Origin of the sequence: Nocardia violaceofusca NBRC 14427 (assembly GCF_963869435.1) — a bacterium.
Classification (GTDB): Bacteria; Actinomycetota; Actinomycetes; order Mycobacteriales; family Mycobacteriaceae; genus Nocardia; species Nocardia aobensis.
In genome coordinates this window covers 115177-140494 of sequence record NZ_CAWMPM010000005.1, presented here as the reverse complement: position 1 = coordinate 140494, position 25318 = coordinate 115177, and the positions used below count along the sequence as shown (strand labels likewise).

At 67.8% G+C, this 25318-nt stretch carries 18 protein-coding genes; 5 read left to right on the top strand and 13 right to left on the bottom strand.

Translation table 11 applies throughout. From position 1 onward, the window contains the following. Nucleotides 1-23: 23 nt before the first annotated feature. From AC5592_RS05320 to dprE1, 6 genes are all read right to left on the bottom strand, one after another. Nucleotides 24-3395 carry an arabinosyltransferase domain-containing protein gene (locus tag AC5592_RS05320; RefSeq protein ID WP_084506354.1) on the bottom strand — a complete coding sequence of 1124 codons (3372 nt, stop codon included), beginning with the start codon at nucleotides 3393-3395 and terminating at the stop codon, nucleotides 24-26. 55 nt (nucleotides 3396-3450) lie between these two features. Then, nucleotides 3451-6702, bottom strand: a complete 3252-nt coding sequence (locus tag AC5592_RS05315; RefSeq protein ID WP_063063597.1) for an arabinosyltransferase domain-containing protein — start codon at nucleotides 6700-6702, stop codon at nucleotides 3451-3453. Nucleotides 6703-6787: 85 nt separating this feature from the next. Beyond that, nucleotides 6788-8755, bottom strand: coding sequence for a DUF6541 family protein (locus tag AC5592_RS05310; protein ID WP_371507103.1), 1968 nt, complete (start codon nucleotides 8753-8755; stop codon nucleotides 6788-6790). A 49-nt stretch (nucleotides 8756-8804) separates the two neighbouring features. Continuing rightward, nucleotides 8805-10673 (bottom strand): galactan 5-O-arabinofuranosyltransferase, encoded by a 1869-nt coding sequence (locus AC5592_RS05305; protein WP_442789557.1) that lies wholly within the window; start codon nucleotides 10671-10673, stop codon nucleotides 8805-8807. Between the two features lie 270 nt (nucleotides 10674-10943). Beyond that, on the bottom strand, nucleotides 10944-11705 hold the full coding sequence (gene dprE2 / locus AC5592_RS05300; protein WP_036497032.1) for a decaprenylphospho-beta-D-erythro-pentofuranosid-2-ulose 2-reductase: 762 nt from the start codon (nucleotides 11703-11705) through the stop codon (nucleotides 10944-10946). Continuing rightward, nucleotides 11702-13192: a decaprenylphosphoryl-beta-D-ribose oxidase gene (gene dprE1, locus AC5592_RS05295; RefSeq protein WP_167331943.1), complete on the bottom strand. Its 1491-nt coding sequence runs from the start codon at nucleotides 13190-13192 to the stop codon at nucleotides 11702-11704. The genes dprE2 and dprE1 overlap by 4 nt, the downstream gene beginning before the upstream one ends. 215 nt (nucleotides 13193-13407) lie before the next feature. Between dprE1 and AC5592_RS05290 the strand changes: the two genes are divergently transcribed. Continuing rightward, nucleotides 13408-13890 (top strand): GtrA family protein, encoded by a 483-nt coding sequence (locus AC5592_RS05290; RefSeq protein ID WP_083870507.1) that lies wholly within the window; start codon nucleotides 13408-13410, stop codon nucleotides 13888-13890. Here AC5592_RS05290 and AC5592_RS05285 read toward each other — a convergent pair. The 3 genes from AC5592_RS05285 to AC5592_RS05275 form a co-directional block, all read right to left on the bottom strand. Beyond that, nucleotides 13877-14494, bottom strand: a complete 618-nt coding sequence (locus AC5592_RS05285) for a pyridoxamine 5'-phosphate oxidase family protein (RefSeq protein ID WP_063063595.1) — start codon at nucleotides 14492-14494, stop codon at nucleotides 13877-13879. The two genes, AC5592_RS05290 and AC5592_RS05285, sit on opposite strands and share 14 nt — an antisense overlap. Before the next feature lie 164 nt (nucleotides 14495-14658). Further along, on the bottom strand, nucleotides 14659-16872 hold the full coding sequence (locus AC5592_RS05280; protein ID WP_063063594.1) for a molybdopterin-dependent oxidoreductase: 2214 nt from the start codon (nucleotides 16870-16872) through the stop codon (nucleotides 14659-14661). Between the two features lie 110 nt (nucleotides 16873-16982). Beyond that, nucleotides 16983-17465 (bottom strand): hypothetical protein, encoded by a 483-nt coding sequence (locus AC5592_RS05275; RefSeq protein WP_036497109.1) that lies wholly within the window; start codon nucleotides 17463-17465, stop codon nucleotides 16983-16985. A 367-nt stretch (nucleotides 17466-17832) separates the two neighbouring features. Here AC5592_RS05275 and AC5592_RS05270 point away from each other — a divergent pair, with 367 nt between their 5' ends. Together AC5592_RS05270 and AC5592_RS05265 are read left to right on the top strand one after the other, a co-directional pair. Then, nucleotides 17833-18504 (top strand): DUF4282 domain-containing protein, encoded by a 672-nt coding sequence (locus tag AC5592_RS05270; RefSeq protein WP_036497038.1) that lies wholly within the window; start codon nucleotides 17833-17835, stop codon nucleotides 18502-18504. Nucleotides 18505-18626: 122 nt separating this feature from the next. Further along, nucleotides 18627-19499, top strand: coding sequence for a helix-turn-helix domain-containing protein (locus AC5592_RS05265; RefSeq protein WP_036497040.1), 873 nt, complete (start codon nucleotides 18627-18629; stop codon nucleotides 19497-19499). Nucleotides 19500-19587: 88 nt separating this feature from the next. Here the strand turns inward: AC5592_RS05265 and AC5592_RS05260 are convergent, their stop codons facing one another. Then, the gene (locus AC5592_RS05260; RefSeq protein WP_036497041.1) at nucleotides 19588-19974 is read right to left on the bottom strand and encodes a MarR family winged helix-turn-helix transcriptional regulator; all 387 of its coding nucleotides are present in this window, start codon (nucleotides 19972-19974) and stop codon (nucleotides 19588-19590) included. 203 nt (nucleotides 19975-20177) lie between these two features. On the opposite strand from AC5592_RS05260, the gene AC5592_RS05255 reads away from it, so the two are divergent. After that, on the top strand, nucleotides 20178-21644 hold the full coding sequence (locus AC5592_RS05255; protein ID WP_036497042.1) for an MFS transporter: 1467 nt from the start codon (nucleotides 20178-20180) through the stop codon (nucleotides 21642-21644). 63 nt (nucleotides 21645-21707) lie between these two features. On the opposite strand, the gene AC5592_RS05250 is transcribed toward AC5592_RS05255, so the two are convergent. Both AC5592_RS05250 and rfbA read right to left on the bottom strand, forming a co-directional pair. Beyond that, entirely contained in the window at nucleotides 21708-22265 is a 558-nt protein-coding gene (locus AC5592_RS05250) for a dTDP-4-dehydrorhamnose 3,5-epimerase family protein (RefSeq protein ID WP_036497043.1), read from the bottom strand. Nucleotide 22266: 1 nt separating this feature from the next. Continuing rightward, nucleotides 22267-23157: a glucose-1-phosphate thymidylyltransferase RfbA gene (gene rfbA, locus AC5592_RS05245; RefSeq protein ID WP_036497044.1), complete on the bottom strand. Its 891-nt coding sequence runs from the start codon at nucleotides 23155-23157 to the stop codon at nucleotides 22267-22269. A 229-nt stretch (nucleotides 23158-23386) separates the two neighbouring features. On the opposite strand from rfbA, the gene AC5592_RS05240 reads away from it, so the two are divergent. Further along, the gene (locus AC5592_RS05240) at nucleotides 23387-24418 is read left to right on the top strand and encodes an alpha/beta hydrolase (RefSeq protein WP_083870509.1); all 1032 of its coding nucleotides are present in this window, start codon (nucleotides 23387-23389) and stop codon (nucleotides 24416-24418) included. Between the two features lie 101 nt (nucleotides 24419-24519). On the opposite strand, the gene AC5592_RS05235 is transcribed toward AC5592_RS05240, so the two are convergent. Continuing rightward, nucleotides 24520-25230 (bottom strand): DUF8020 domain-containing protein, encoded by a 711-nt coding sequence (locus AC5592_RS05235; RefSeq protein ID WP_036497045.1) that lies wholly within the window; start codon nucleotides 25228-25230, stop codon nucleotides 24520-24522. Nucleotides 25231-25318: the final 88 nt, after the last annotated feature.

Here is a 25318-nt window from a genome sequence, read left to right as displayed (position 1 = left end):
CCGTCGTTCGCCGGGGCTACCGATCAGAACACGCGCAGTTGTCCCGGACTCCAGAATCCGGAGCGCGTCGCGGTGCCCGTGTCGATCTTCGCCGGGGTGGCGTCGGTGTAGTACCGGTTGTAGCGCTCCAGGGTGCCCCAGTCACGAGCCCAATTGTCCTTCAGATAGGTCGGGATCGTGGTGGAACCCGCCAGCATCTGGGTGAAGCCGAGCGGGCCGCCGAATTCCTCGGCCTGCCAGGTATCGGTCGAGCTCACCGCGAGCGGGCGGTCGGGCAGGATGCGATAGTTCGGCATGGTCGCCACGCCGTACCGGTGCGGGAACGGGTTCTGGCAGGGGAACTGCAGGCCCACCGCCCAGTCCTCGAGCACCGGCTGTTCGGAGCCGAGGAAGGTGTTCAGCGTGACCATCTTCGGCACCCGCGGCGGTGTGAACGCCAGCCACTGGTCACCGATCAGCACATTGCGATTGGCCGAGATCCGCACCGCGTCGGCGTCGGCGGCGATCTCCGACAGCGGAACGCGCAGGTTGCGCCACGACGGCGCCGGGCCGATATCGCGCGGGACGTAGCTGCCCTCGAATTTCACCGAACCGTCGGGCTGGCGTTTGCCGTACTCCAGCTTCAGGTCCTGGCCGTACTGCAACGCACCGGTCTGATCGAAGGACAGGATGCGGCCGGCCGCCGAGATGACCACCAGCGGCGAATCCGCCGACCGAGCGGGCAGTTCGTACCAGCTCGAGGTCAGATGCGCGGGCTGCTGCAGGCCCTGCTGATAGCTGCCCATCACCGGCGTCGTCTTCGGGTCGAGGCCGAAGGGCAGTGCGACGGTCGAGCCGTTGACACCGGCTTCCTTGGTGGTGCCGCCGCCGGTGCCGGCGTTCTGGCCCTCGGCGAAGTTCGCGCCCACCGACTGGTTGGAGGTGTTGCCGGTGCCCGGCTTCACCTCCACCGCATCGGCTTTCAGATCGGTCGGCACACCGTTGGGATCGAAGCCGGTCGGGTCGGCACCGGCCAGCGGATCGTTGTCCTTGGGCGGATGCGCGGGATCGATGATCGGATTCAAGCGGCCCTGGTTCGAATTCGACTCGACCAGAACGTCGTCGGCGATTCCGCAGCGGTTGCCGCCGACCGCGTCGACGTTGCCGCGGGCCAGCGAGTAGGCCGGGTACTGGGTCACCGCGCCCTTGGCCAGCGACAGCACCTCGAACAACACCATCGCCGCGGCGACCAGCGTCAGCGGAATGGCCGCGAACCGGCGAATACGCTTGCCGCGCGAGGATTTCGAACTCTCCGGCGGTTTGGCGTAGCCCTCGCGCAGCGCCTGCCAGGCCACCACCGCGAGTGCGAGCCCGAACAGCACCAGCATGATCGTGTTGGACTGGAGTCCGTGCAGCGACACCGTCTTGTCGAACCACGGCACGCCGTAGCTCGAGACGTACCAGTAGCCGTTGGTGCCGGAGAACGACAGCGCCAGCGCGAAGAGCAAGGCGGCCAGGAAGATCGAGCGGTTCTTGCGCGACCGCAGCGCCGTCGCCGACACCGCCACCGCGGTCACCGCCGCGAGCGCACCCGCGATGCCCGCATAGGCGCCGAAGTGGTGGGTCCACTTGGTCGGGTTGAACATCATGAAGAAGATGGTTCCGCAGACCACCCCGATCAGCCGCCAGGTCGGACCGCTGGAGATGCCGGGAATCTGCTTGCGCCGCAACAACACCAGGGCGGTGGTGATCAGGCACAGGATCATCACGATGAACGCGAACCGGCGCGAGACCGAACCGTCGACGGTCTGGACGAACAGGTAGTAGTAGCGCAGGTAGTCCTCGTACCAGGCCAGGTTCGGGCCGGTGAGGCGCCGCACCCGGTTGGCCTCCTGGATTCCGGCGAAGGTCTGATCGCTGTAGACGACGGTGAGCACCAGGAAACCCGCCGCCGCGATCGGCGCCAGCAACGGTAGGGAGGAGACGAATCCCGAAGCGCGCCAGCCACTTACGGCACGTGCCTGGAGATCGCGTTTGCGACGCACCACGATTCGCACCAGCGGGCGGATACCGGCGAGCAGCGCGGCCACACACATCAGGCCGGTCGGCGCCGCCGCGAGCGTGAACGCCGCGACCAGTACCGCGCCGGCGGCGGGCAACAGGCGTCCGGTGGCGATCGCGCGTTCGATCGAGACCCAGGTCAGCAGCGCGCCCAGCGCGACGATCGGCTCCGAGCGCAGGCCGTTGTCGTAGGGCAGCCAGAAGGCGAGGAATACCAGTCCGCCGGTCCACAGCGCGACCTTCGAGGTCCGCACACTGCGGCCCAGCCGCGGCACCACCTCGCGGCTGATCACCATCCAGCACAGAATTCCGCACAGCAGCGCGGGGATACGCACCCACGGGCTGGCCGTGGAGATCTGCGCGAAGACCTGGATGACGTCGTAGTACCAGCCGAACGGCGCCTCCGGCACGCCGTACCAGCGGAAGTAGTTGGCCAGATAACCCGCGTGCGGCGCCACGCGCACCATCGTCAGGATGTAGCCGTCGTCGGAGGTGTTGGCGCCGATGAAATGCCACGCCAGCAGGATGCTCAGCACCGCGCCGTCGGCCCAGGTCGGCTTCAGCCAGTGCGCGGGGAAGAAGCGGCGGTGACCGCGGCCGTCGCTGGTGTCGAGGCGGCCGAGCGCGGCCAGCGCGATGAGGGTGCACAGCACCGCGGCGAGCATCGCGACCAGTTTGATCACCGTCGGCGACGACGAGAAGCGGGAATCGACGGTCATGTGGAACGACAGCCCGGCCGGCGCCGCACCCTTCAGATCCGAGAACACGCCGACCACCTGCGGCCGCAGATCACCCTGCAGGGCGCCGTCCACCGGCACGGTCACCGTTTCGGTGCCACCGTCGGCGGCGGGCCGCTCGACCTGTTTGGTCAGGCCCTCGAAGTGGGCGTAGGTGCGGTCGATATCGGAGGTGATGGTGATCGCGGTGCAGCCGTCGAGCTCACCGCGCTTCGCCGAGGCGACGATCGCATTGCGGTCCACCACGTCGACCGAATCGCTGGTGACACGCACGAACATGCCCTCGAGCGCGGCCCGGTCGCCCTGCGGCGGCGCGGTGTTGAGCAGCATGCCGCCCTGGGGCAGCTGTGCCACCGTCGAACACGGGATGGAGGCCCGCAGATCCACCGGGACCTGCGACATCAGCGGCGCCTCGACATTGCCGATGGTCCCGCCCTGCGGCCAGTTCACCTCGGCGGTGGTCTGCTGGACCGGCAGGAACGGGGTGGCGAGCGCGAAGATCGCGCCGAGCAGGCCGGCGATCACGGCGATCAGCCGGGCGGTGCGGAAATCGCGCGACGTCACCGGTTGTTCGGCGACCGTCGGTTTGGTCAAGACAGCTGTTGCGGCGTCGGGCACGGATGGTGATGTTATCTGCCCACGCTGAGAGTGACGTTGTTCACGCCCCGCTATTTCACTTCACCTTGATGGGCGCATCCTTGACCCAGCCCCAGCGCGTCTGCACCGTCACACCGACGTCGGCCTGGCGCGCCTGCGGCACGTAGGGGGTGAATCGTTCCAGCGAACCCCAGTCCCGGCCCCAGTCGTCGTTCAGATAGGCGGGGATGGTCTGGGCCGACAGCAACAATCCTGTCCAGCCCAGTGGACCGCCGCCGATATCGTCCTGCCAGGCGTTGGAGGCGTCGGAACCGACCCGGTCCGGCAGGATGCGCCACTTCGGCACCTCGGCCACGCCGTCCTTGTGGTCGAACGGGCGCTGGCAGGGGAAGGCCAGGCCGACGTGCCAATCCTCGAGGACCGGATCGGTGTGTCCGACCACCGAATCGAGGGTGGCGAGCTTCGGCAGCCGGGGCGGCGTGACCGCCAGCCACTGCCGCGGCGTCAGATCGTTGGCGACCGCCACGATCCGCACGGCGTTGGTGCCGTCCGGAATGCGGTCCAGCGGTACCCGCATATTCCGCCACGACGGCGCGCCGCCGATATCCAGCGGTATGAACGAGCCCAGCGGCCGCACGGTGCCGTCGGCGGCGCGGTCGCCGAATTCGACGCGCAGATCCTGGCCGTAGGTGACCACGCCGTCGGCGTTCACCGATTTGATCCGCCCGGCCGCGGTGACCACCAGAACTTTGCGAGCCGAGTCTTGGCGGGCGCCGGGCAGATCCATCCGGTACCAGCCCGAGGTCAGGTGCGCCTGCTGTTTGGTGCCGGTGGTGTAACTGCCCAGCACCGGGGTGCGCGCCGGGTCCAACCCGAACGGCAGCGCGACGGTGCTGCCGTTGACGCCCCCCTGCTGGGTGGTACCGCCGCCGGTGCCCGCGGTGGTGGTGTGGGTCGTCTTGTTCGCGGAATCGGTGTTGACCGAATTCGCGCCGCCGGTGGTCGTCTCCTCGGCGTCGGCGGTCAGATCCTTGGCCACGCCGTTCGGGTCGAAGCCCGTACTGTCGGCGCCGAGCGCGTCCGCCGCGGAACCGGAGTAGGGCTGCAGCAGGGAGTCGGCGGTGTCGGTTTCGGTGAGGACCGCATCGGCCAGGGAGCACGGATGTCCGCCCAGCGCACGGATATTCGACTTCGCGATGGAATAGGACGGATATTGCGTGACGGCGCCCTTGCCGAGGGAGGCGACCTCGAACAGCACCATGGCCGCGGCCGTGATGGTCAGCGGTTGGACGGCCCAGGTGTCGAACCGCCTGCGGCCGTCCGCTTTTCGAAACGGCTCGCGGTAGTACTGATAGGCCGCCAGCAGCAGGCTCAGCACCGCGAATCCGAGGAACAGCGTCGAGAGTCCCTTACCCGCGATCAGCGGCGCCTTGTCGTACCACGGCACACCGTAACTGGACACGTACCACCAGCCGTTGGAGCCGGTGAACGTGATCGCCAGCAGGAAGAACACCGCGGCCGCGAACAGCGAGCGGTTGTAGCGGGCCCGGATTCCGTTGATACCCACCGCGACCGCGGTCAGCGCCGCGAGCGAACCGGCCAATCCGGCATAGACGCCGAAGTGGTGGGTCCACTTGGTCGGAGTGAACATCATCAGCAGCAGCGACATGAACACGATGCCGAGGATGCGTGCCGAGGGGCCCTTCGACGTGCCCGGAATCCGGCCGTTCTTGCGCAACATGACCAGGACGCACACCAGCAGGCACAGCAGCATGCCGAGAATGCCGAACCGGCGCGCCAACGAGCCGTCCGGCGCCAGCATCAGCAGCGAATCCCAGCGGGTCCGCTCATCGAACCAGGCCACATTCGGTCCGATGATCTTGCGGACCCGGGTCGCCTCCATCACCGAGGCCAGGGTCTGGTCGGCGAAGACCACCACCAGGACCAGCGCTCCGGCGGCCGCGCCCGGCGCGAGCAGGGCGCCGTACCGCAGTATCGACGCGCCCGCCGAATCGCCGCCGCGGGCGCGGGAAATGATGTGCTGCAGGACCGGTCGCGAGCCGGCGACCAGGGCGGCGATGCAGATCAGGCCGGTCGGCCCGGCGGCGAGCGAGAACGCGGCGATCAATACCGCGACCGCGGCGGGCAGCAGTCGTCGGGTCGCGATCGAGCGTTCGATCGAGCACCAGGTCACCAGCGCGCCAAGGGCGATCAGCGGTTCCGGGCGCAGGCCGTTGTCGTAGGGCAGCCAGGCGACCAGGAACACCAGCCCCGCCGTCCACAGCGCGACGGTGTCGCGGCGGACGCGAGAACCCAAGCGCGGCAGCACTTCCCGGCTGATCACCAGCCAGCACAGCACACCGGCCAGCAGCGCCGGCAGCCGCATCCACCAGCCGGCGTCGCTGACCCGGGTCATCCAGGCCAGCACCTCGTACGGCCAGCCGAAGGGCGCCTCGGCGACTCCGAACCAGCGGTAGTAGTTGGCCATATAGCCCGAATGTTTCGACGCCCGGGCCATATTCAGGATGTAGCCGTCGTCGGAGGTATTGGCGCCGATCACATGCCAGACCACCAGCGTGCCCAGCACCACCACATCCGCGACGGTGACCCGCCACCAGTGCGCCGGCAGGAAGCGGCGTGGCCGTCGCCCGTCGGCGGTATCGATCAGATGCAGGCAGATCAGCGCGATGACGGTGAAGACGACCGCGCCGATGATCGCGGCCAGCTTCAGCGGGCTCGGCGTCGAGGAGAAGCGCGAGTCGATGGCGGCGTGCAGATGGGCGTCACCGAGCTGCTCGCGAGTCAGATCGGTGAAGACGCCGACGATCTGGGGCCGCACATCGCCGCCGACGGTATTGGTGAACGGTGTGCCGTCCTGCCGGGTGACACCGGTGAATTCGGCCGTGGTGGCCTGCGCGGTGGAGGTGACGACGAAGCGTGCGCAGCCACCGACCTCGGCCAGCGGCGCCGACAGCAGCGGAATATCGCGCAGCCGCACCGAGAGCGTGCGCCCACCCGGCTCGTCGGCGATCTTGGCGACCAGGCCCTTCGCGGAGGCATTGGGCGCGTCGGCGGGCACCGTGGACAAGACCGTGCCACTGGGGAGTTCGCGCAACGCGCTGCACGGCAGCGACGCGTCGACGGTGAGCGGCACATACGACACCAGCGGCGCGTTCACCGGGACCGATTGCGGCTGCGGCCAATCCAGGCTCGCCCGGTCCTCCCGCACCGGCAGCAGCGGTGTGAGCACCGCGAGGGCGACGGCGATCAGACCCGACAGGAGGGCGATCACACGGATGCGGGGAAACGCTGGAGAGTCTGCGCGCACCCAGCGATGCTAAGCGACCGCGGCGGCGGGCCCGGAGGTGGCAGCGCGCGTAACCGCGGAGGGCCCGGCGGAGGTCGCCGTGGAATCAGACCAGTCCGCGCACATCCCAGACGACGACACCGTCGACCACCTGCCCCGGGATGCCGAGCAACTGGTCGAGGGTCGCGCGGATCGCGCCGCCGTGTTCGGTCGGCGGCAGCACCACCACATCGGCGCGCCAGTAGGCGAGATCGGCCAGCGCTCGAGCCCGTGCCCGGACATCGACCGGCTGAATGCGATCCGTCTGCTGCGCCCGCATCAACAGGGTCGCGGTCGGCCGGTCGTCGGGTCCGTAGCGGCCCTTCTTGTCGGCCGTCGGCCCGACGAAGTAGCCGCCCGCGAGCGGGAAGCCGAAATGGGAATCGACCTGCCAGTTCAGTGGCTGGGCGTCGAGCCGGGTAGGCGGCGGCGCGATCACGACCGACCCGTCGCCGACATAGTGGTCGACCGTGCCGTCGGTGAAGAATCGCGGCGTCGGATCGCGATGGGTCACCGGCAGGACGGTCGGTACCAGCGGGACCAGTGCCAGCGCGACGGCGGAGAACCAGAGCACCGGCCGCAGATCGTTCGTGCTGCGCGCGTAGTCGAGGATGCGCTGCGTACCCAGCGCCAGGATCGCCGCGAGCGCCGGAATCGCGGCCATGGTGAAGCGGGTCTCCAGCACGGTGTTCAGCAGCGGCACCTGGTCGAGCCAGTGCCACGGCAGCGTGATTCCGGTATCGGACCGGCCGATCCGCAGCGAAATCCCCAGCGACAGGATGCTGTAGAACACGATCACCGTCGTGGCCCCGCGGATCACCCGGTATTCGCGGTTGCGCGAGCGCCACAGCCAGACCGCGGTCACCGCGGTCAACGCCAGCAGCGGCCAGCCGAAGAAGGCGTTCTCCTCGGTCGGATTGATCGCGGGGGTCTTACCCGGGGCGAAGACGCCGCCGAGCGATCGGGAGGGAAATTCGACCAGCGCCGTGAGGTCGTTGCCCATCGGCCCGTGATCGATGGAACGGTAGCTCTGCGGTCCGAAGAACTGCCACCACAGCGGAATCGCCGTAGCGGCCACCGTGATCACCGCGGCCAGCGCCAGGGTCGGCGTCACGGCACGCACCACCCGCAGCCCGGTCCGGGGCCGGTGCAGGTAGTAGACGAGGGCGAACAGGCCGAAGCCGAGGGCGAAGATCAGCAGCGGCTCCTCGCCGAGCGCGATCTGGAGTGCGACCAGGACCGCGAGCACCACGGCCTCCCGCACCCGCCCCGCCCACGTCACCGGTTCGCCGCGCACGGCCCGGCGCGCCATCCGGATCACCAGGACCGCGAGCACCGGCAGAATCGCCAGACCGACGAAATTGGGATGGGCGTTGGCGTGCGAGATCATCGCGGGTGCGAAACCGCAGAACGCGCCGCCCAGCGCGGCGGCGAAACGGGACGACACCAACTCCCGGGAGAACAGCCAGTACCAGGCGAAACCGGTTCCGGCCAGGCCCAGGGTCAGCACCAGGGCGAAGGTCACGGTCGGGCCGAACAGGACCGTCACCGGAGTCAGCGGAATACCGACGCCGAACATGGCGGTGTTGGCCATCATGTTCACGCCGTCGGGATAGTTCTGCAGATTCGTGCCCAGCGGATTGTGCAGATGGATCACCGCATGCGCGGTTTCGGCGAAGAACCACTCCCACATCGACTGGTCCTGGCCGCTCGCGATCAGATATCCGTGCGTGGTGTCGCGCCACTGCCCGGACAGCACATAGACGGCGGTGGCCAGGTAGACGGCCGCGACCACGAGATCCGCTCGGGAGGCGAGGAGACGGTCGCGAAGGCGCGCGCCCCGGGAGGGTCTGTCCGCGAGTCTCGGCTCCGGGGTGCGCAGCTCCTGCCCCTCGGACAGGACGGCCGCGCTCACCCCCGGACGCTGCTCGTTCGGAACCGCTGGCCCGCCCTGCACCACTGGAAAAACACTCCTTCGGCCGACAATCAGCCACCCACCGTACCCATCCGGAGCGAAGCGGCGCCGAGTGAACATTGGTTATCCACAGGAGTGGGGGAATTCCACAGCCTTATCCACAGGGGAGTCAGTGGCGTACGACCAGGGTGAACGGCCCGATATCGGTGATCCGGAACTGTGGATCGGCGAAGAGGGTCCCCGGAAACTCGACGGTGTAGCGGCGCACGTTGGGATCGTTCGGATAGACGTCCTCGGCCAGGCGCAGGGTGTAGTTCTCGCCGCTGCGGCGGAACAGGAAGGCGTCCGGCGCGCGCCAGGGGGAGTGGTTCAGCGCTTCGATCAACTCGGCCGGTGATTTCAGTTGGCTCCAGCGCTTGATCTCGGCGGCCCGGGCCGGGAAATCGGCGAGCGGATTGGCGTAGTGCGACGTCAGCGCCTGGAAACCGAAATACGGATAGTAGGACAGGAAGCTGGTGTCGGCGGTGAGGACCACCGTCTGGTCGCGCGGCCGCCCGGTCTGCTCGGTGAGGGTCGCATCGATGCGCCCGTAGTACGACACCGCCGAGGGGCTGCGCTTGTCCGCGCGCACACCGTTGCCGTCGGTGTCGGTGTAGGCGGTGGTGATCTCGGCGTTCAGGATGCCGGGGATGCTCTGGGTGAAGGCCAGCGCACCCAGGACCGCGACCACCCCGGTCGCCGCCCGGAACCGCCGCGGTTCGTCGACGGCCTGGTAGATCGCCCGTGCCCCCTCGACGAATCCGAACGCGCCCGCCGCGGCGAGCAGCACCTGCAGGATGGGTTCCAGCCGGAAGGCCAGCCCGGTCGTACCGGCCGCCGTGACCAGCATGGAGGCCAGCGACCACAGATAGATCGCGACCACCGAGATGCCCAGCGCCTGCGCTCGTCGCGAACTCGCCGCCCGCACCACCAGCCAGAGCGTGCCGAGCAGGCAGAGCGCACCGAGCAGCGGTTCGGAGAAGTCGAACATCGGGAACGCCAGCCGTGAACCGGACTCCGGCAGGTAGTGCAGGGCGGTATTGGATTCCGGCAGATGTCCGGTCAGCACCTTCGCCAGGTACGGGCCCCAGACGATCAGGGCCAGGATCGCGGCGATCCCGCCTATGACGACCAGGCGCAGCAGAATCGGCCACAGCAGGCGGAAGACGCCGAGCCGCGGAGCACGCGGCTGATGCACCGCGATCTCGCGCTGCTGCCACCACAGGGTCGCCCACGCGACCAGGCCCATCAGGACCACGGTGAAGACCGCGACCACGAAGAACAGCGTGTAGAACATCGCCGAGAGTCCGAGGAACGCGCCCGCTCCGATCGCCGCACCCCAGCCGCCCGCGGTGCGCGGTTCGCCGGCCGATCTCGCCGCCGCCCCGAACTCGGCGGGCCGGTACAGCGCACCCCAGGCGAGCACCATCGCCGGTGCGAACAGGATCACCAGCACGGCGCTGTAGGCCTCAGGGGAGGCGAACGCCACCATCACCGCGGTGGTCGTCGCCGCCACCGCGACCGCCCAATCCCACCGAATCAGCTTGGACCACAACACCAGTGCCAGCACCGACGCCACCGCCAGCGACACGATCGCATACGGTTTGAACGTCTCCCACCCGGCCAGGCCGAGCAGATTCGCGACGCGTCCGCCGATCCAGAACCACCCGGCCGGGTAGTACGCCGGAATGTCGGCATAGGTCATATCGTGCAGCGCGACGGTATCGGTGAGTCGCGTCAGATATTCGGTGCGGAATTCCTGATCCACCGAAATGCCGAACAGATACAGCTTGGTCGCCGCGAGCGGCATCCCCAGCGTCACCGTGATGAAGGCGGAAATACCCGCCCAGGACAGCACTTTCGCCACCCAGGGCCACCGGTGCAACCGGATCAGCACGATGGCGAGCACCAGTAGCACCGCCGCCCCCGCCTGCCCGACGGTGGTCATCGCACGAGTCACATTGGAGGAGTTGAACGCCGGCCACTGCACCACCGACATCGCCGTCAGCCCGATCGCCGCCACCAGCGCGGCGACCACCGCCCCGACGACAGCCTCCCCGAGCCCGCCCCCGACCTGCCGGACTAGTACGCGCACAGTGCCTCCGGATCCTCTCTCGCCGCCGATCTGCCCGCGAGCCTACAAGCCGGGTGGAACCGGTTCGCGTCGGTGCGAAGCTCACGCTGCGCCGGCGGCCGTCCTCGGAAAATGCGAAGGAGAGCCGGCGCTCGGTAGCGGCGACTCTCCTTCGCGGCTCGAAATCGAGCCGAACTAGATGGGAAGTTTGCGGAAGATCGGGCGCGGAACGTGGCGCAGGATCATCATGACCCAGCGGAACGTGCCGGGCGCCCAGACCAGTTCCTTACCCTTCTCGGACGCCGAAACCGCCAGCGCCGCAACGTCTTCCTTGTTCACCGTGAGCGGCGCCTCGGCGACGTGCGCGGAGAACTGCGTGCGCACCTGGCCCGGCCGCACGACGGTGACGCGCGGACCGTGCGGGCGCAGCGCCTCACCCAGTCCGAGGTAGAAACCGTCCAGACCGGCCTTGGTGGAGCCGTAGACGAAGTTGGCGCGTTTGACGCGCTCACCGGCCACCGAGGACATGACGATGATCCGCCCGAAACCCTGGGCCTTCATCTTCTCGCCGACCAGCACGCCGACCGACACACCCGCGGTGTAGTTGACCTCGGCGACGCGCACGGCCGCGAGCTGGTTCTGCCACAGCTCCTCGGCATCACCGTCGAGCGCGAAGGCGACGATCGCGACATCGATATCGCCGTCGGCCCAGGCCTGTTCGATCACCTTGGGGTGGCTGCCGGTGTCCAGCGCGTCGAAGTCGACGATCTCGACCTTCGACGCGCCCGCGCCCTCCAGCTGAGCCACGGACTGGGCCCGCAGCGGATCGTTCGGCAGCGCCGCGAGCACCACCCGCGCCGGCCCCTTCTTCAGGTACTCCTCGACGATCGCGAGGCCGATCTCCGAGGTACCGCCCAAAAGCAGAATGTTCTGCGGGTTACCTACCGCGTTGATCACTGCAGCTCCAGCCTTCTCGCCATATCGGACATGAAAACGCCTGTGGGATCGACACTTCGGCGGACCTTGATCCACTCGTCGATCTTGGGATACATCTTGTGGAAGGTCTCCGCGGTGGTCCGGGAGTCCTTCGCGGTGTAGAGACGACCGCCGAATTCCAGTACGCGACGGTCCAGTTCGGTGACCAGCTCGTTGAGGCCGGGCCGCACGGGGAAGTCGACGCAGATGTTCCAGCCCTCCATGGGGAAGCTCAGCGGCGCCTGGTTGCCCGGGCCGAAGAACTTCAGCACATTGAGCGCCGAGTAGTGACCGGAACGCTGGATGTCGACGATGATCTTGGTGAATTCGTCCAGCGCCTCGGGCGGCAACACGAACTGGTACTGGATGAAACCGGCCGATCCGTAGGCACGATTCCACTCCGAGACGACGTCCAGCATGTGATAGAACTGCGTCAAGTTCATGATCTTGCCGGTGTAGTTGCCGCCGAGCGCGTAGTACGCCTCGCCGACCATGCCGAGCGTGAGCTTGTTCGCCGCGAAACTCGGGAAGACGTTCGGCACCGTCAGAAGATTCGGAGCGTCGAACTTCAGCGGGTTGGCACGCAGTTTCTTCGGCAGTTCGTCCAGCTTGGCCAGACGACCGCGAGAGACGTTGGCGCGCCCCAGTTTCGGCGGTGCGCTGATCACGTCGAACCAGGTCGAGGAGTACGTGTAGTTCTCCTCGGAACCGTCCTTGTGCACGGCGATGGTCTCGTCCAGCGTGGTCGTCTTGATGCCGTCGGCGATGAAGTAGGCCGTCTCGGTCGGCGTCATCTCGATCGTGGCACGCAGGATGATGCCGGTCAGGCCGTTGCCGCCGACGGTCGCCCAGAACAGCTTGGCGTTCTTCTTGGGACCGATGTGCTGAATCTTGCCGTCGGCGGTCAGCAGATCGATCGACCGCACGTGGTTGCCGAAGCTGCCCGCGCTGTGGTGGTTCTTGCCGTGGATATCGGAGGCGATGGCGCCACCGACGGTCACCTGACGGGTGCCCGGCAGGACCGGAACCCACAGGCCGAAGGGGAGCGCGGCCCTCATCAGCTGATCGAGGCTGACGCCGGCATCCACATCGACGAGGTGGCTGTCGCGGTCGATCCGGTGGATGTTGTTCAGCGCGGACATGTCGATGACGAGGCCGCCGGCGTTCTGCGCGTGGTCGCCGTAGGACCGGCCGAGCCCGCGCGCGATCACACCGCGCCGCAGGTACGCCGGCTTGGACTCGTTGTCCTCCGCGACCATGGCCACGGCCTTGGCGATCAGTTCCGGATCGCCGGTCGAGAGCACTTCGGAGGTGGAGGGCGCGGTACGACCCCAACCGGTCAGTCGGCGGGTGCGCGTCGGCAGCGAAAAGCTGTCGGCGGAGCCGTTGCTGCTTGCCTGTGACGCCTCGCCGTCGCCCGCGGAGTTCGCAGGACCCGCGGCGGTGGAGGTCTGAGCTTTCGTGGACATCGGCATAGAGGCTACAGGTATGACCGGGATAGGGGTCGGGTGTCGCGGCTCCGCGGCCCGCTCGAGGCGGATTTCACAGCGGCGACCGGGGCGGGAGTACCACTGTCGCGGCCGTGTGGGAGTGCCGCTGTCGCCGCCGTGTGGAGTGCCGCTGTCGCGGCCGTGTGGAGTGCCGCTGTCGCGGCGGCGCCGGCGCGACCCGCTACTCTCGTGCCGTGAGTGCGGAACCCCATCTCCCTCTTCCGGCCGAGTTACCCCTGGTAGACGAGCCGGGCGGTACGGATGTCGATCTGAAGACTCAGATTGTCCGGTTCGTCCTCACCGGTGGATTGTCGGCGGTGGTCGACTTCGGGCTGTACGTGCTGCTCATGGCCCTGTTCGGAGTCCCGCGCGATTTCGCCAAGGCCTGCAGTTTCATCGTCGGCACCACCACGGCGTATCTGATCAACCGGCGCTGGACGTTCAAGGCGCCGCCGAGTCGCAGCCGCTTCGTGGCGGTGGTGATTCTCTATGCGGTGACCTTCGCGGCGCAGGTGGGTATCAACGCCCTGCTCAACGACACCCTGCCGCCGATGTCGGTGGATATCGCCGGCCGTTCGGTGAAGGGGGCGGTTCTGATCGCCTTCGTCATCGCGCAGGGCGTGGCCACCGTGATCAACTTCGTCGTGCAGCGTGCGGTGATCTTCAAGATCCGCTGAGGGCCCGCGCCTGCGCCTTGGCGCCGAAGTAGTCCCCACCCTTGGCCCGCGGACTGTCGGTACCCCATTCCCGCTCCTCGCGGGCGGCCGGCACGAGATGCGGGATGTGCTTGCGACAGTGGATATAGGCCTCCTCGACATCCACGACCACCCACCGCTCGGCGATCCGCCCGCGTTCGGCCGCGGGCAGGCCGGGCACGCGGTCCCGTAAGGCCTGATCGTCGACGATGCGTGCCGATCCGTTGATGTGCAGTCCGACCAGGTCGTGCACGAAGTCGATCATCAGGATGCCGACGTGCGGGTTCTCCAGGATGTTGCCGAGCGAAGCCATCACCCCGTTGCCCCGGTATTCCGGATACGCGACCGTACGGTCGTCGATGACGTGCACGAATCCGGGTTTGCCGGCCCGGAAGCTGGTATCGCATTCCCCGTGCCGGTCGGCGGTGGCGATGAAGGCCATATCCATCCGGCCGACGAAGTCGCGCATACGGGTGTTGAGTTTGTCGAGCACCTGTTCGTCGTAGAAACGCCCCGCACGCTCCTCGGTACCGAATCGCTGTTGCAGTTCCCGCTCGCCGTCACTGCCGCCTGTGAAACCGGACATGCCACACCCCTCCGGGTAGCTGAGATCCGCACGTGGATGGTTCGGCGCCGAACCCGAAATATGCCGAAATACTATAGGAACGAACGTATTTCGGATGGCGAATCCCGCAATGCCGAAAGGTCGTTTGCCCCGGGGATGCCGACCGATTCGGACGTATCGGAGAATCACACCGGCGTGATGGTCACCGGAACTCCGTTGAACACCGCATTTCCGGATACGGCGTCGATCCGCGAATCATCGGTCAGGGCATTGGCATTCACGCCGGCGTGCTCGCGCGCGACCGTCTGGGTGCTGCCCGAATGTCCCCAGCCGTGCGGCAGGCTCACCACACCGGGCATGATCCGATCGTTCGGTTCCACCGGCACGGTCAGCTTTCCGGTCGCCGACTCGATCGCGGCCAGCTCGCCGAGGCCGAGGCGCGCCACGTCGTCGGGATGAACATGCAGGGTGCAGGTATTCGAGCCACCGACCAGGGCCGCGACATTGTGCATCCAACTATTGTTCGACCGCAGTTGCCGCCGGCCGATCAACACCACATCCGGTCGGGCAGCAGACATTTCGGCCAGCAGCCGGGTCGTGTCGTCGAGCAGCTGCTGCGGCGCCAGCTCCACCTTTTGCGAGGCCGTGCGCAGCACGCCGGGCAGCCGCGGTTGCAGTGCGCCCAGATCGACGCCGTGCGGATTGTCCAGCAGGACCTGCAGGTTCAGCCCCCCGGGCGCGATGTCGACGGACCGGCGATCGGGATTCCATTCGCCGTACGGACCCAGGCGCAGCATCATGTCGATGCGCTGTTCGGTGCTGTTCGCGCCGATCAGCTCGCCGCGCCGCGCGCCGAGTCCGGCCTTGTGCAGGGTGGCGGCGATGATCAGCTCGTCCACCGCCGCGACGGAATCGGTTCCCGGCTCCGGCCGCTGCCCCGCCAGAGAAAGTGCCAGGCGGGCAAGTATTTCCGGCTCCGAGGGCCGGTCGCCGGGCAGCCCGACCACCGGCGGGGAATAGCGGGCGTAGTTGTGCACCGCGAACTGCAGCAGCGCGAAATCGTAGTGCGGCGCCTGCAGTGTGCGCGGCGGCGGCAGGATCACATCGGCATGGCGGGTGGTCTCGTTGAGGTAGCGATCCACACTGACCATGAAGTCCAGTCCGGCCAGCGCTTCGCCGAGCCGCGCGCCCGCGGGAGCCGAGAGCACCGGATTGCCGGCCACCGTCACCAGCATCCGGACCTGTCCCTCACCGGGGGTGAGAATTTCGTCGGCCAGCGTCGCGACGGGGAATTCGCCCATGGCTTCGGGCAATTCGCGCACCCGGCTGGCCCAGCGCCCGAGCCGGAACGGCCGCGTCCGCACGATGCCCAGGGCCGCGGCGGTGGCGAACATCGCGCCGCCCGGCCGGTCCAGATTGCCGGTGAGCACGTTGATCACGTCCACCAGCCACTGCGTGACGGTGCCGAATTCGGCGGTGCAGGTGCCGATGCGCGCATAGACCGCGGCCGTCGGCGCCGCCGCCAGCTCCCGCGCCAGCCGCCCGACGGTCTCGGCCGGGATGCCGGTGCGTGCCTGCACCGCCTCGGGAGTGAACGGGAGTGCGGCCGAACGGATCTGCTCGAGACCCGCCACCTCGACGCGGATATCGGTCAGATCCTCGGCGAAGAGTGTGTGCACGATGCCGAACAGCAGATACGCGTCGCTGCCGGGCCGGATGAACAGATGTTCGTCGGCGAGGTCCGCGGTGCGGGTGCGCCGCGGATCGACCACGACCAACCGCCCGCCGCGCTTGCGCAGCGCCTTCAACCGGCCCGGATAGTCCGGGGCGGTACACAGCGAGCCGTTGGATTCCAGCGGGTTGGCGCCGAGCATCAGCAGATAGTCGGTGCGGTCCAGATCGGGCACGGCGACCGTGAGCGGATCGCCGAACATGAGCCCGCTCGACACCTGTTTCGGCATCTGATCGGCGGTGCTGGCCGAGTACAGGTTGCGCGTGCTCAACGCCCGGATGAGTGCCGGCACGTACAGCGCGCCGGCGATCGTGTGGGCATTCGGATTGCCCAGATACAGCGCGGCGGCCTGGCGGCCGTATTCGTCGAGGACGGCCGGCGCTCGCTCGGCGATGAGATCGAAGGCCTCGGCCCAGGTGGCCTGCCGCCAGGTGTCGGTGGCGCGATCACGGATGATCGGTTCGGCCAGCCTATCGGGGTCGGCGTCCAGCGCCCCGAGGCTCGCACCCTTGGGGCAGATGAAGCCCCGGCTGAACGGGTCCTCGCGATCGCCGCGCACACGCGTCACCCGGTCGTGGGCGTCCAGGGTGATCTCGAGTCCGCAGACGGCCTCGCACAGCGGGCAGGTGCGGTAGGTGGTCCGGGCTTCTGCGGTGACGCGCGTCATGGATCCATCATCGTCGGCGGTCGGTCGTCGCGCCGCGATTCATCCGAAATGCACGAAAACCGCGAAACCGCGAGAACACTGTCGTTCTCGCGGCTTCGCGGATGGTCGATTCAGCTGGCGATGCGAGCGACCTGCGGCTTGCGGCCGGAGTTCGCCGAACGCACGGCCGCGGCGATCGCGACGACCGGCGGCAGCCAGCGGGCCTCGGTCGGCGCTACACCCCAGCAGGCCTCGCCGGCCGAGAGCTGGGTGGGCGGCAGCGGGATGCCCGCACCGTCGGTGTAGACGATCGCGCCGGCCGCGCGCAGCGCCTCGAGCGCCATCGCGGCCTTGGCGAGTCCGGTCACCAGGTGGATCTCGCGGCGCTCGGCGCCCGGGATCTCGATCACCGGTCCGGACAGGTTGTTGGCCCGCAGGAATCGGCGCACGTTCGCGGCCAGTTCGCCGGCGACCTCGATACCCGAAACATTCGCATCGGTGATCAGGCAGATGCCGTTGGCCGTTTCAGCGACCGTCCACCCGCGCTGGATGTAGTCCTGCGCGGTAGCGGCCAACGTCGCCGCGTGGACGGAAGTCGGAAACGCTGTACGCACTGTGTTCTCCATTCCCCGGGTAGATCTGGGTCCTGCGTCGGTGTTCATGGGACGTATCGGGCCGCGCTACCGGCGGTGTTACAACTTGGTGGAAATTTCTTCGTGATGGTCGGATACGTCACACGGGCGGGCGGTGATCGCCGGTGGCTATGAACCTTTCGGAGCGCCGTACCCCGCCGTTGTGAACTGCTACGACTACCACCTTTGTGCGCGTCGCTGTGAATCGAATGCGTTGCCGCTGTTGATTCCCTGGCAGCTCGCTGGGAAGAAATGGGGAGAAAGTGTGACATGAGTCGCATGTGACCGATGGGATTCGAGCCCGCCCGGAGATTGCTCGCTTCCGCTGTGCCGGGAGAGGATTCGAATCATGAGCGAAGACCCGCAGCGACCCAGGAACCGGGATTCCGAGACCGGGGCCGCGCGCGATTCCGCTGGGGGCCCGCGGGATAGGGACGAGACGCCCGAATCGACCGGACGCGACGAAGTCGACGACCGCTCCGGCGAAGACGGCGAGGCCGACTACGCCGTGGAGTCCCGCTGGCTCGCGTGGAAGGACTCCGCCCGACGCCGCTGGTCACCGGAGGAGACCGCGGAGGACGAGCGGCCCGAACCGTTCCGGAGTCCCGGCGCCTTCCGTGCCTGGTGTGGTGCGGCCGCCCGCGCCTTGCTGGATGTGCAGTTCCGCACATCGGCCACGCGCACGCTGCTGCCGCTGGCCTATCTCCTGGGGCTGGCCTTCGCGATCGGCATCCCGCTGGTCCTGGTCGTGGTGCTGTGGCAGGTGTCCGCACTGCTGGGGGTGATCTTCGCGGTCGTGGTGGCGATACCCCTCGGCCTGACCATCGCGGCGTCGGTGCGGTTGGTGCTGGAATTCCTGGTCAACGCCTCGCGGCTGGCGACCCGGGTGGAGCACATCAACACCCTCGCCGACGATCTCTTCCGCGCGCTGTCCGACGTCGCCGAGCCGGTGAACCAGCTCTCGGAAGATGTTCGCGCCGTGCAATTCTGGCGGTTCCGCAAACGTCCGCCGCGCAGGTAGAAGGATCTGCGCGCCCCGGTCGATCGGCGCGGCTGTCGGGGGCTGTTCTGTTGTGCGACAATCCGTTCGGGGGTGTCCGAGCGAGTGCCGATGCCCGCGAAGGTTTCTGCCGAGGGGGGAAAATGGCTTCACCGCAGGGGATCACCGGTTCGACCATGCCGCGGCGGCAATTGGGCCGCCGGCTGCGTGACCTGCGTAATCGCGCGCGGATGACGACCCGGGTGGCCGCCCGCCGGCTGGAATGGTCGGAGGCCAAGATCTGGCGGATCGAGACCGGTCAGACCTCCCTGCGCAGCCTCGACGTGGAAGCCATGTGCAAGATCTACGGCGCGCCCGAGGCCGAGCTGGAACCTCTCACCGCGCTCGCCCGCGAAACCAAGGCCCGGGGGTGGTGGGCTCCCTACGGTGATGTGATCGCGGAGGGTTTCGACGTGTACATCGGCCTGGAAGAGGCCGCGACTCAGATCTCCACCTTCGAGAACGAATTCGTGCCGGGCCTGCTGCAGACCGAGGACTACACCCGCGCACTGCTGACCGCGGCCCGGCCGAATCTGAGCCCGGGCGAGGTCGAGCGCCGGATCGAGGTCCGCAGGCAGCGGCAGCGTCTGCTCACCCGCACGCCGGATCCGGTGCGGTTGGTGGCGATCATCGCCGAATCGCTGCTGTGGCGGCGGATCGGTGATCCGGCCGTGATCGCGGGGCAACTGGATCATCTGCGCCGGATGTGCGAGTGTCCGAACATCGATATTCGCCTGGTGCCCAACGATTCCGGTTACCACGAGGGTCTGGATTCCGGGCGATTCGTCCTGCTGGAATTCGGCGAAGCCGGTGCGGAAACCACCGAGCCGCCGGTGGTGTATGTCGAAACTTTCGCCGGTTCCACCTTTTTCGACAAAAATTCCGATATCGACCGTTATCGGGGCGCATTCGCGAATATTCGCGCCGCTTCGGTGGACGGGCGAGCGGCCCTGGACGAGGCCATCGCCGCTGCGTGACGCTCGGCCGGATTCGGTGCGGCCGGATTCGGTGCGGCCGGGTTCGGTGCGGCCCGATTCGGTGCGGCCGGATTCAGTGCGGCCGGGTTCAGTGCAGAGTGCGTTCCAGGACGTCGCGGTGTGTCGGGACGGCGGCGGTGTGGACCGCGCGGCCCTTGTCGGTGAGGCAGACGTAGATCGCGCGGCGGTCCTCGGTGCACAGGGTGCGATCGACCAGTCCGTCGCGCTCCAGTCGTGCCACCGTACGGGACAGCGCGCTCTGGCTCAGGTGGATGTCGTGCGCCAGATCGCTCATCCGGTAGCTGTCACACGAGGCGTCGACCAGGCGATCCAGCGTCTCGAACTCGCTGAGGCCGATGTGGTGTTCACGCTGCAGATCCTTCTCCAGCGCACAGGACACAGCGGCATGGCGGGCGAGTAGATCGCGCCACTCGCCGACCAGGCCGCCCGGCCCGTCGTTCCGGACGGCCGGCACAGGGCAGCCGGTGTCGGTATCACTCGGCGCTACGGACGGCAGACCTGCGGATAGCGCCGTGTCCGGTGCTACCGCGTCCGTCGAATGCGCCGGAAACGCTGTCGACGCCTTTGTCATGTCGCCATCCTAGTGTCTGCGTCCGTTTCATGCAACCACATTAAATGCTTGTGCATTAGATGCGCACGCATGTAATGTTCCGCGTCATGACTTCCACAGCAACACTTCCGGCCGCCTCGGCGGCCGACACTCGGTGGCCGATCCGGCTCTGGGGCATGCTCATCACGCTGTGCATCGTGCTGTTCCTGGACGGCCTCGACGTCTCGATGGTCGGCGTCGCGCTGCCGTCCATCGGTACCGAACTCCATCTCGAAACCTCGACCCTGCAGTGGCTGGTCAGTGGATACGTCCTCGGTTACGGCGGCCTGCTGCTGCTCGGCGGCCGCACTGCCGATCTGCTGGGACGGCGCAAGGTCTTCCTCATCGCACTGGCGGTCTTCGCGGTCGCCTCGCTGGCGGGCGGGCTGGTCAGCTCCGGGCCGCTGCTGATCGCGACCCGCTTCGTCAAGGGTCTGGCGGCCGCCTTCACCGCGCCGACCGGGCTGTCGATCATCACCACGAACTTCGCCGAGGGGCCGGCGCGCAACAAGGCGCTGTCCATCTACACCGTCTTCGGTGCCGGCGGCTACTCCATGGGCCTGGTCTTCGGTGGCCTGATGACCGGTTTCGGCTGGCGCTGGACCTTCCTGCTGCCGGTGCCGATCGCGCTGGCGGCCCTGATCTCCGCGGCGATCCTGGTGCCGAAGGACAAGGGTGACACCGCCGAGGGCGGACACGATCTGCTGGGTGCGCTGTTCTCCACCTCCGCCATGCTGCTGCTCGTCTACACCGTGGTGTCCGCACCGCAGGCCGGCTGGGGTTCGGCGCGCACCGTGGGCTCGTTCGCGGCCGTCCTCGTCCTGTTCGCCGCGTTCGTCGCGGTGGAGAAGCGGGTGCGGCATCCGCTGATCCGCCTGGGCATCCTCCGCAAGGCCACGCTGGTGCGGGCCAGTCTGGTGATCGTCGCGGTGGCGGGTTCCTACTTCAGCTGGCAGTTCATCGTCACTCTGTACCTGCAGGACAGCCTGGGCTGGTCGCCGCTGACCCTGGCGATGGCGCTGCTGCCGGTGGGTGTACTGGTGGCGCTGTCGTCGGTGTTCTCCGACAAGTTGGTGGACCGCTTCGGCACCGGCCCGATCATCGCGGTCACCACCACCGTCATGGCGATCGGCTACCTGCTGTTCCTGCGGATCGATACCGCTCCGTCCTACGTCGCGGTGATCCTGCCCGCGGTGCTGCTGATCGGTATCGGATGGATCGGCTTCCCGGCCATCAACATTCAGGCCACCAACGGCATCGAGGACGAGGAACAGGGCCTGGCGGCCGGTGTGCTGCAGACCTCGATGCAGGTCGGCGCGGCGATCGTCCTAGCCATCACCACCGCGCTGATTTCCTCGGGCCCGCACGGTAATTCACCGCAGGCGGTACTCGACAGCTACCGTCCCGGCCTGATCTTCGCGGGTATCGCGGCGATCATCGGCGCCCTCATCGCCTTCACCCACTTCCTGCCCACCCGCAAGAAGCCGCAGGAGGTCGAGGACACCGAACAGGCACCGGAACTCGCGGCGGCCTGAGATCCGTCCCGAACGCCACGCCCGGCTCATCCGTTCGAGCCGGGCGTGGCGTCCGCGCGGTCCTCAGCGAAGTTCACGCAGGCGCGGCGCGGCCGCATCCTTCGGCGAGCGGATGAAGGTCAGCGGACTGCCGTCGGAACCGGCGGTGGGCCAGTCGATTCCGAGATCCGGATCGAAGGCGTCGAGGTCCCGGTCGAATTCGGGGGAGTATTCGAGCGAGCAGAGATAGGTGACGGTGGAATCGTCGGCCAGCGACAGCAGCGCATGACCGAGCCCCTCGGAGACGAAGACCGAGCGGCGCGTGACGTCGTCGATCACCACGCTGTCCCAGCGGCCGAAGGTGGGGGAGTCACGGCGCAGATCCACCACGACATCCAGGAAGGCGCCGCGCATGCAGGTGACGTATTTGGCCTGGCCGGGCGGATTCTCGGTGTAGTGGATGCCGCGCAGAACGCCGGCCGCCGAGGTGGAGGTGTTCATCTGCAGCAGATCCAAGGGCCGTCCGGTCGCCTTCTCGAATTCCGAGGCCTTGAACGTCTCGGCGAAGACGCCGCGCTCGTCGCCGCGCAACTCCGGCGTGAACTCCCACGCACCGGGGACCGCCAGTTCTCGAATCCGCATGTCAACCGTCCTGTCCGTAGCGATCGTCGCGCCCGCGATTCAGCAGGTCCAGCAGGTAGGTCCCGTACCCGGAGCGCACCAGCGGCTCGGCCAGCCGACACAGCTGTTCGTCGTCGATGAAGCCCATCCGCCAGGCCACCTCCTCGGGCACGCCGATCTTGAGGCCCTGTCGTTCTTCGATGGTGCGCACGTAGTTGGCGGCGTCCAGCAGCGAGTCGAAGGTTCCGGTATCGAGCCAGGCGGTGCCGCGCGCGAGGGTTTCGACCTGCAACCGCCCCTGTTCCAGATAGGTGCGGTTGATATCGGTGATCTCGTATTCGCCGCGCGCGGACGGCCGCAGGCCCCGGGCGATCTCGACGACGTCGTTGTCGTAGAAGTACAGGCCGGGAATGGCGTAGTTGGACCGCGGGAGCTTCGGCTTCTCCTCGATGGAAACGGCTCTACCCCGGTCGAATTCGATCACACCGTAGGCGGAGGGATCGGACACCCGATAGGCGAAGACCGCGCCGCCGTCGAGGCCGTCGAAGCGCCGCAACCGTGTGCCGAGACCGGGACCGTGAAATATGTTGTCGCCGAGCACCAGCGCCGCGCATTCGCCGCCGATGTGGTCGGCGCCGAGCACGAAGGCCCGGGCCAGGCCGTCGGGTTCGGGTTGCACCACGTAGTCGATCGCCAGACCGAACTGGGTGCCGTCGCCGAGCAGCCGGCGGAAGGCCCCGGCGTCTTCGGGGGTGGTGATCACCAGGATGTCGCGAATGCCCGCCAGCATCAGCGTGGAGAGCGGGTAGTAGACCATCGGCTTGTCGTACACCGGGACCAGTTGCTTGCTGACCCCGCGCGTGATCGGGTGCAGCCGGGACCCGGTGCCCCCGGCCAGAATGATTCCGCGCATGTGACGCAAGTCTGCCAGCTTCCGCCCGCTCGGGCTCGATGAGGTTCCGAGTAGACCGCGAAATGGTCACGATGGTTTCGCCGGACCCTGGTCGGGCGATCAAGTATTGCGTAGGTCACATATCCGTGGTGTTCTGAAACACCAGTGTGTGAGATGTCAGCGCCGACACCTCCGCTACCGAATCTGCCGGTGGCCGGTCACTCGGCGCCGAGTGGCAGGTAGGTGCGCGATGACGGCGATTCCCATCGGCGAGGCCGAATTCCGGCCGGGGCTCGAACCCGGTGTTGTCGTGGAGCCGGTGGTGGTGAACCCGGACCGTGCGAGTCTGCATTCGCAGGCGGTGCTGCTGACCTGCCGGGGCGTGGTCGGCCCCGTCATCCGGCGCTATCCGATCACTCCGATGACCATGCCCGTCGCGCGAGTCCTGATCGACCGGCTGGCGGCGCTACGGCCGCAGGTGCGGGGCGTGGAACGCGAACAGGTGCGGATGAGCGGCTTCCGGATGGAGATCATCCGCCCGGCCGGCGCCCGGCGATCCCTGCGCGACGGCGCCGTGATGTACATGCACGGCGGCGGCTTCTTCCTGTGCGGACTGGACTCGCATCGGCCGGTGGCGGCCAGCCTGGCCCGCCGTACGGGGCTGCCGGTGGTGAACGTGGACTATCGGCAGCTGCCCGGGACGAATATCGCCGGATCGGTCGAGGACTGCCTCACGGCCTATCGCTGGCTCCTGCGGCACGGCGCCGATCCGGCACGCATCGTGTTCGCCGGAGATTCGGCGGGCGGTTTCCTCACCTTCGCCACCGCGTTGCGGGCGGCGCAGGCCGGGCTGCCCGGCCCGGCCGGCCTGGTCGGCCTGTCGCCGCTGCTGGATCTCGATTACCGGCTCAAGGGCGAGTACATGAACGTCGGTCGCGACGCCTACATCCCGATGGCGGCGGTGCGGCAGATGGTGCGTTACGGGGCCGAGGCGGAGCGGCCGCTCGACCCGGCCTTGTCGCCTGTGAACGGATCGCTCACCGGCCTGCCGCCGGCGCTGCTGATCGTCGGTGAGGACGAATTGCTGCGCTGCGACAGCGAATTGATGGCCCGCCGGCTCACCGCGGCAGGCGTGCCGAATTCGCTGGAGCTGTGGCGCGGGCAGGTCCACGCCTTCATGAGCATCCTGCCGAATATGCCGGAGAGCCGCGCCGCCCTGGCCCGGGTGGCGCGATTCGTGCGGGCGCGGGTCGAGCCGGAAGAGACCGCGCAGACCGCCTGACAAGAGGCGAAACGACAGTGCCCCGCCCACCGAACGGTGGGCGGGGCACTGTCTCTGATCCGAGGGATCCGCCCGCTCAGGGGTACGGGCAGCCTGCGGAATTACTTGGCCGGCGCCGGCGGGTTGAACGGCGCGGTCGTGGTGGCCCAGTACTGGATCGCGGCGCCGATCGCGACCGGAGCGGTCACGAAGATCTGGCCGGCGAGTACACCCAGGAAGCCGACAGCGGCGGCACCGGCGATGCAGCCGCCGAGCGGGCCGAGGCCGAACAGGGTGGCCAGCGCACCGGTGGCGACGACACCGAGGGCAGCGCCCGCGATGCAGCCGATGGCCGCGCCGCCGATACCACCGACCAGGGTGCCGATGGTGGCGCCGGTGGAGATGGTGTCCTTCAGGCGAGTGAAGGCCGCGACCTCACGGTCGTAGGGGGTCTTCCACGGAGCCGACTCCTCGAACGGCAGCGCGACCGGCTTGTAGACCGCGTGCTGCTCGTCGAACTGAGGGGTCAGGGTGGCGGTGTTGCCGGAGATGTCGGCGGCGATCGGGAACTCGAAGTCGTCGACCCGGAAGTTCAGCGGGGTGCCGGCGAGCACGGTGCCGTTGGCGGCCTTGATCTTCAGCATGCCGTCTTCGTTGACGATCGAGCCACCGTCGGTCTTGATGACGGCTTTGTCGTTGTCGACGACTTCGGCCTTGTAGTAGACGCTTTCGGGCGCCGCGGGGGCGGCGGGGTCGGCCGTGGCAGTGCCGGCTGCGACGCCGACGGCGGCGACCAGCATGGCGGCGGTCGCGACGAATTTCCTCATCATCATTTTCTGCGGAACCTCGATACAGAGTGGTTCTGGGACATGAGAAATAGAAATCGACGTCAGCTAACGAGCGGTGAACCTGTTGTGTCCG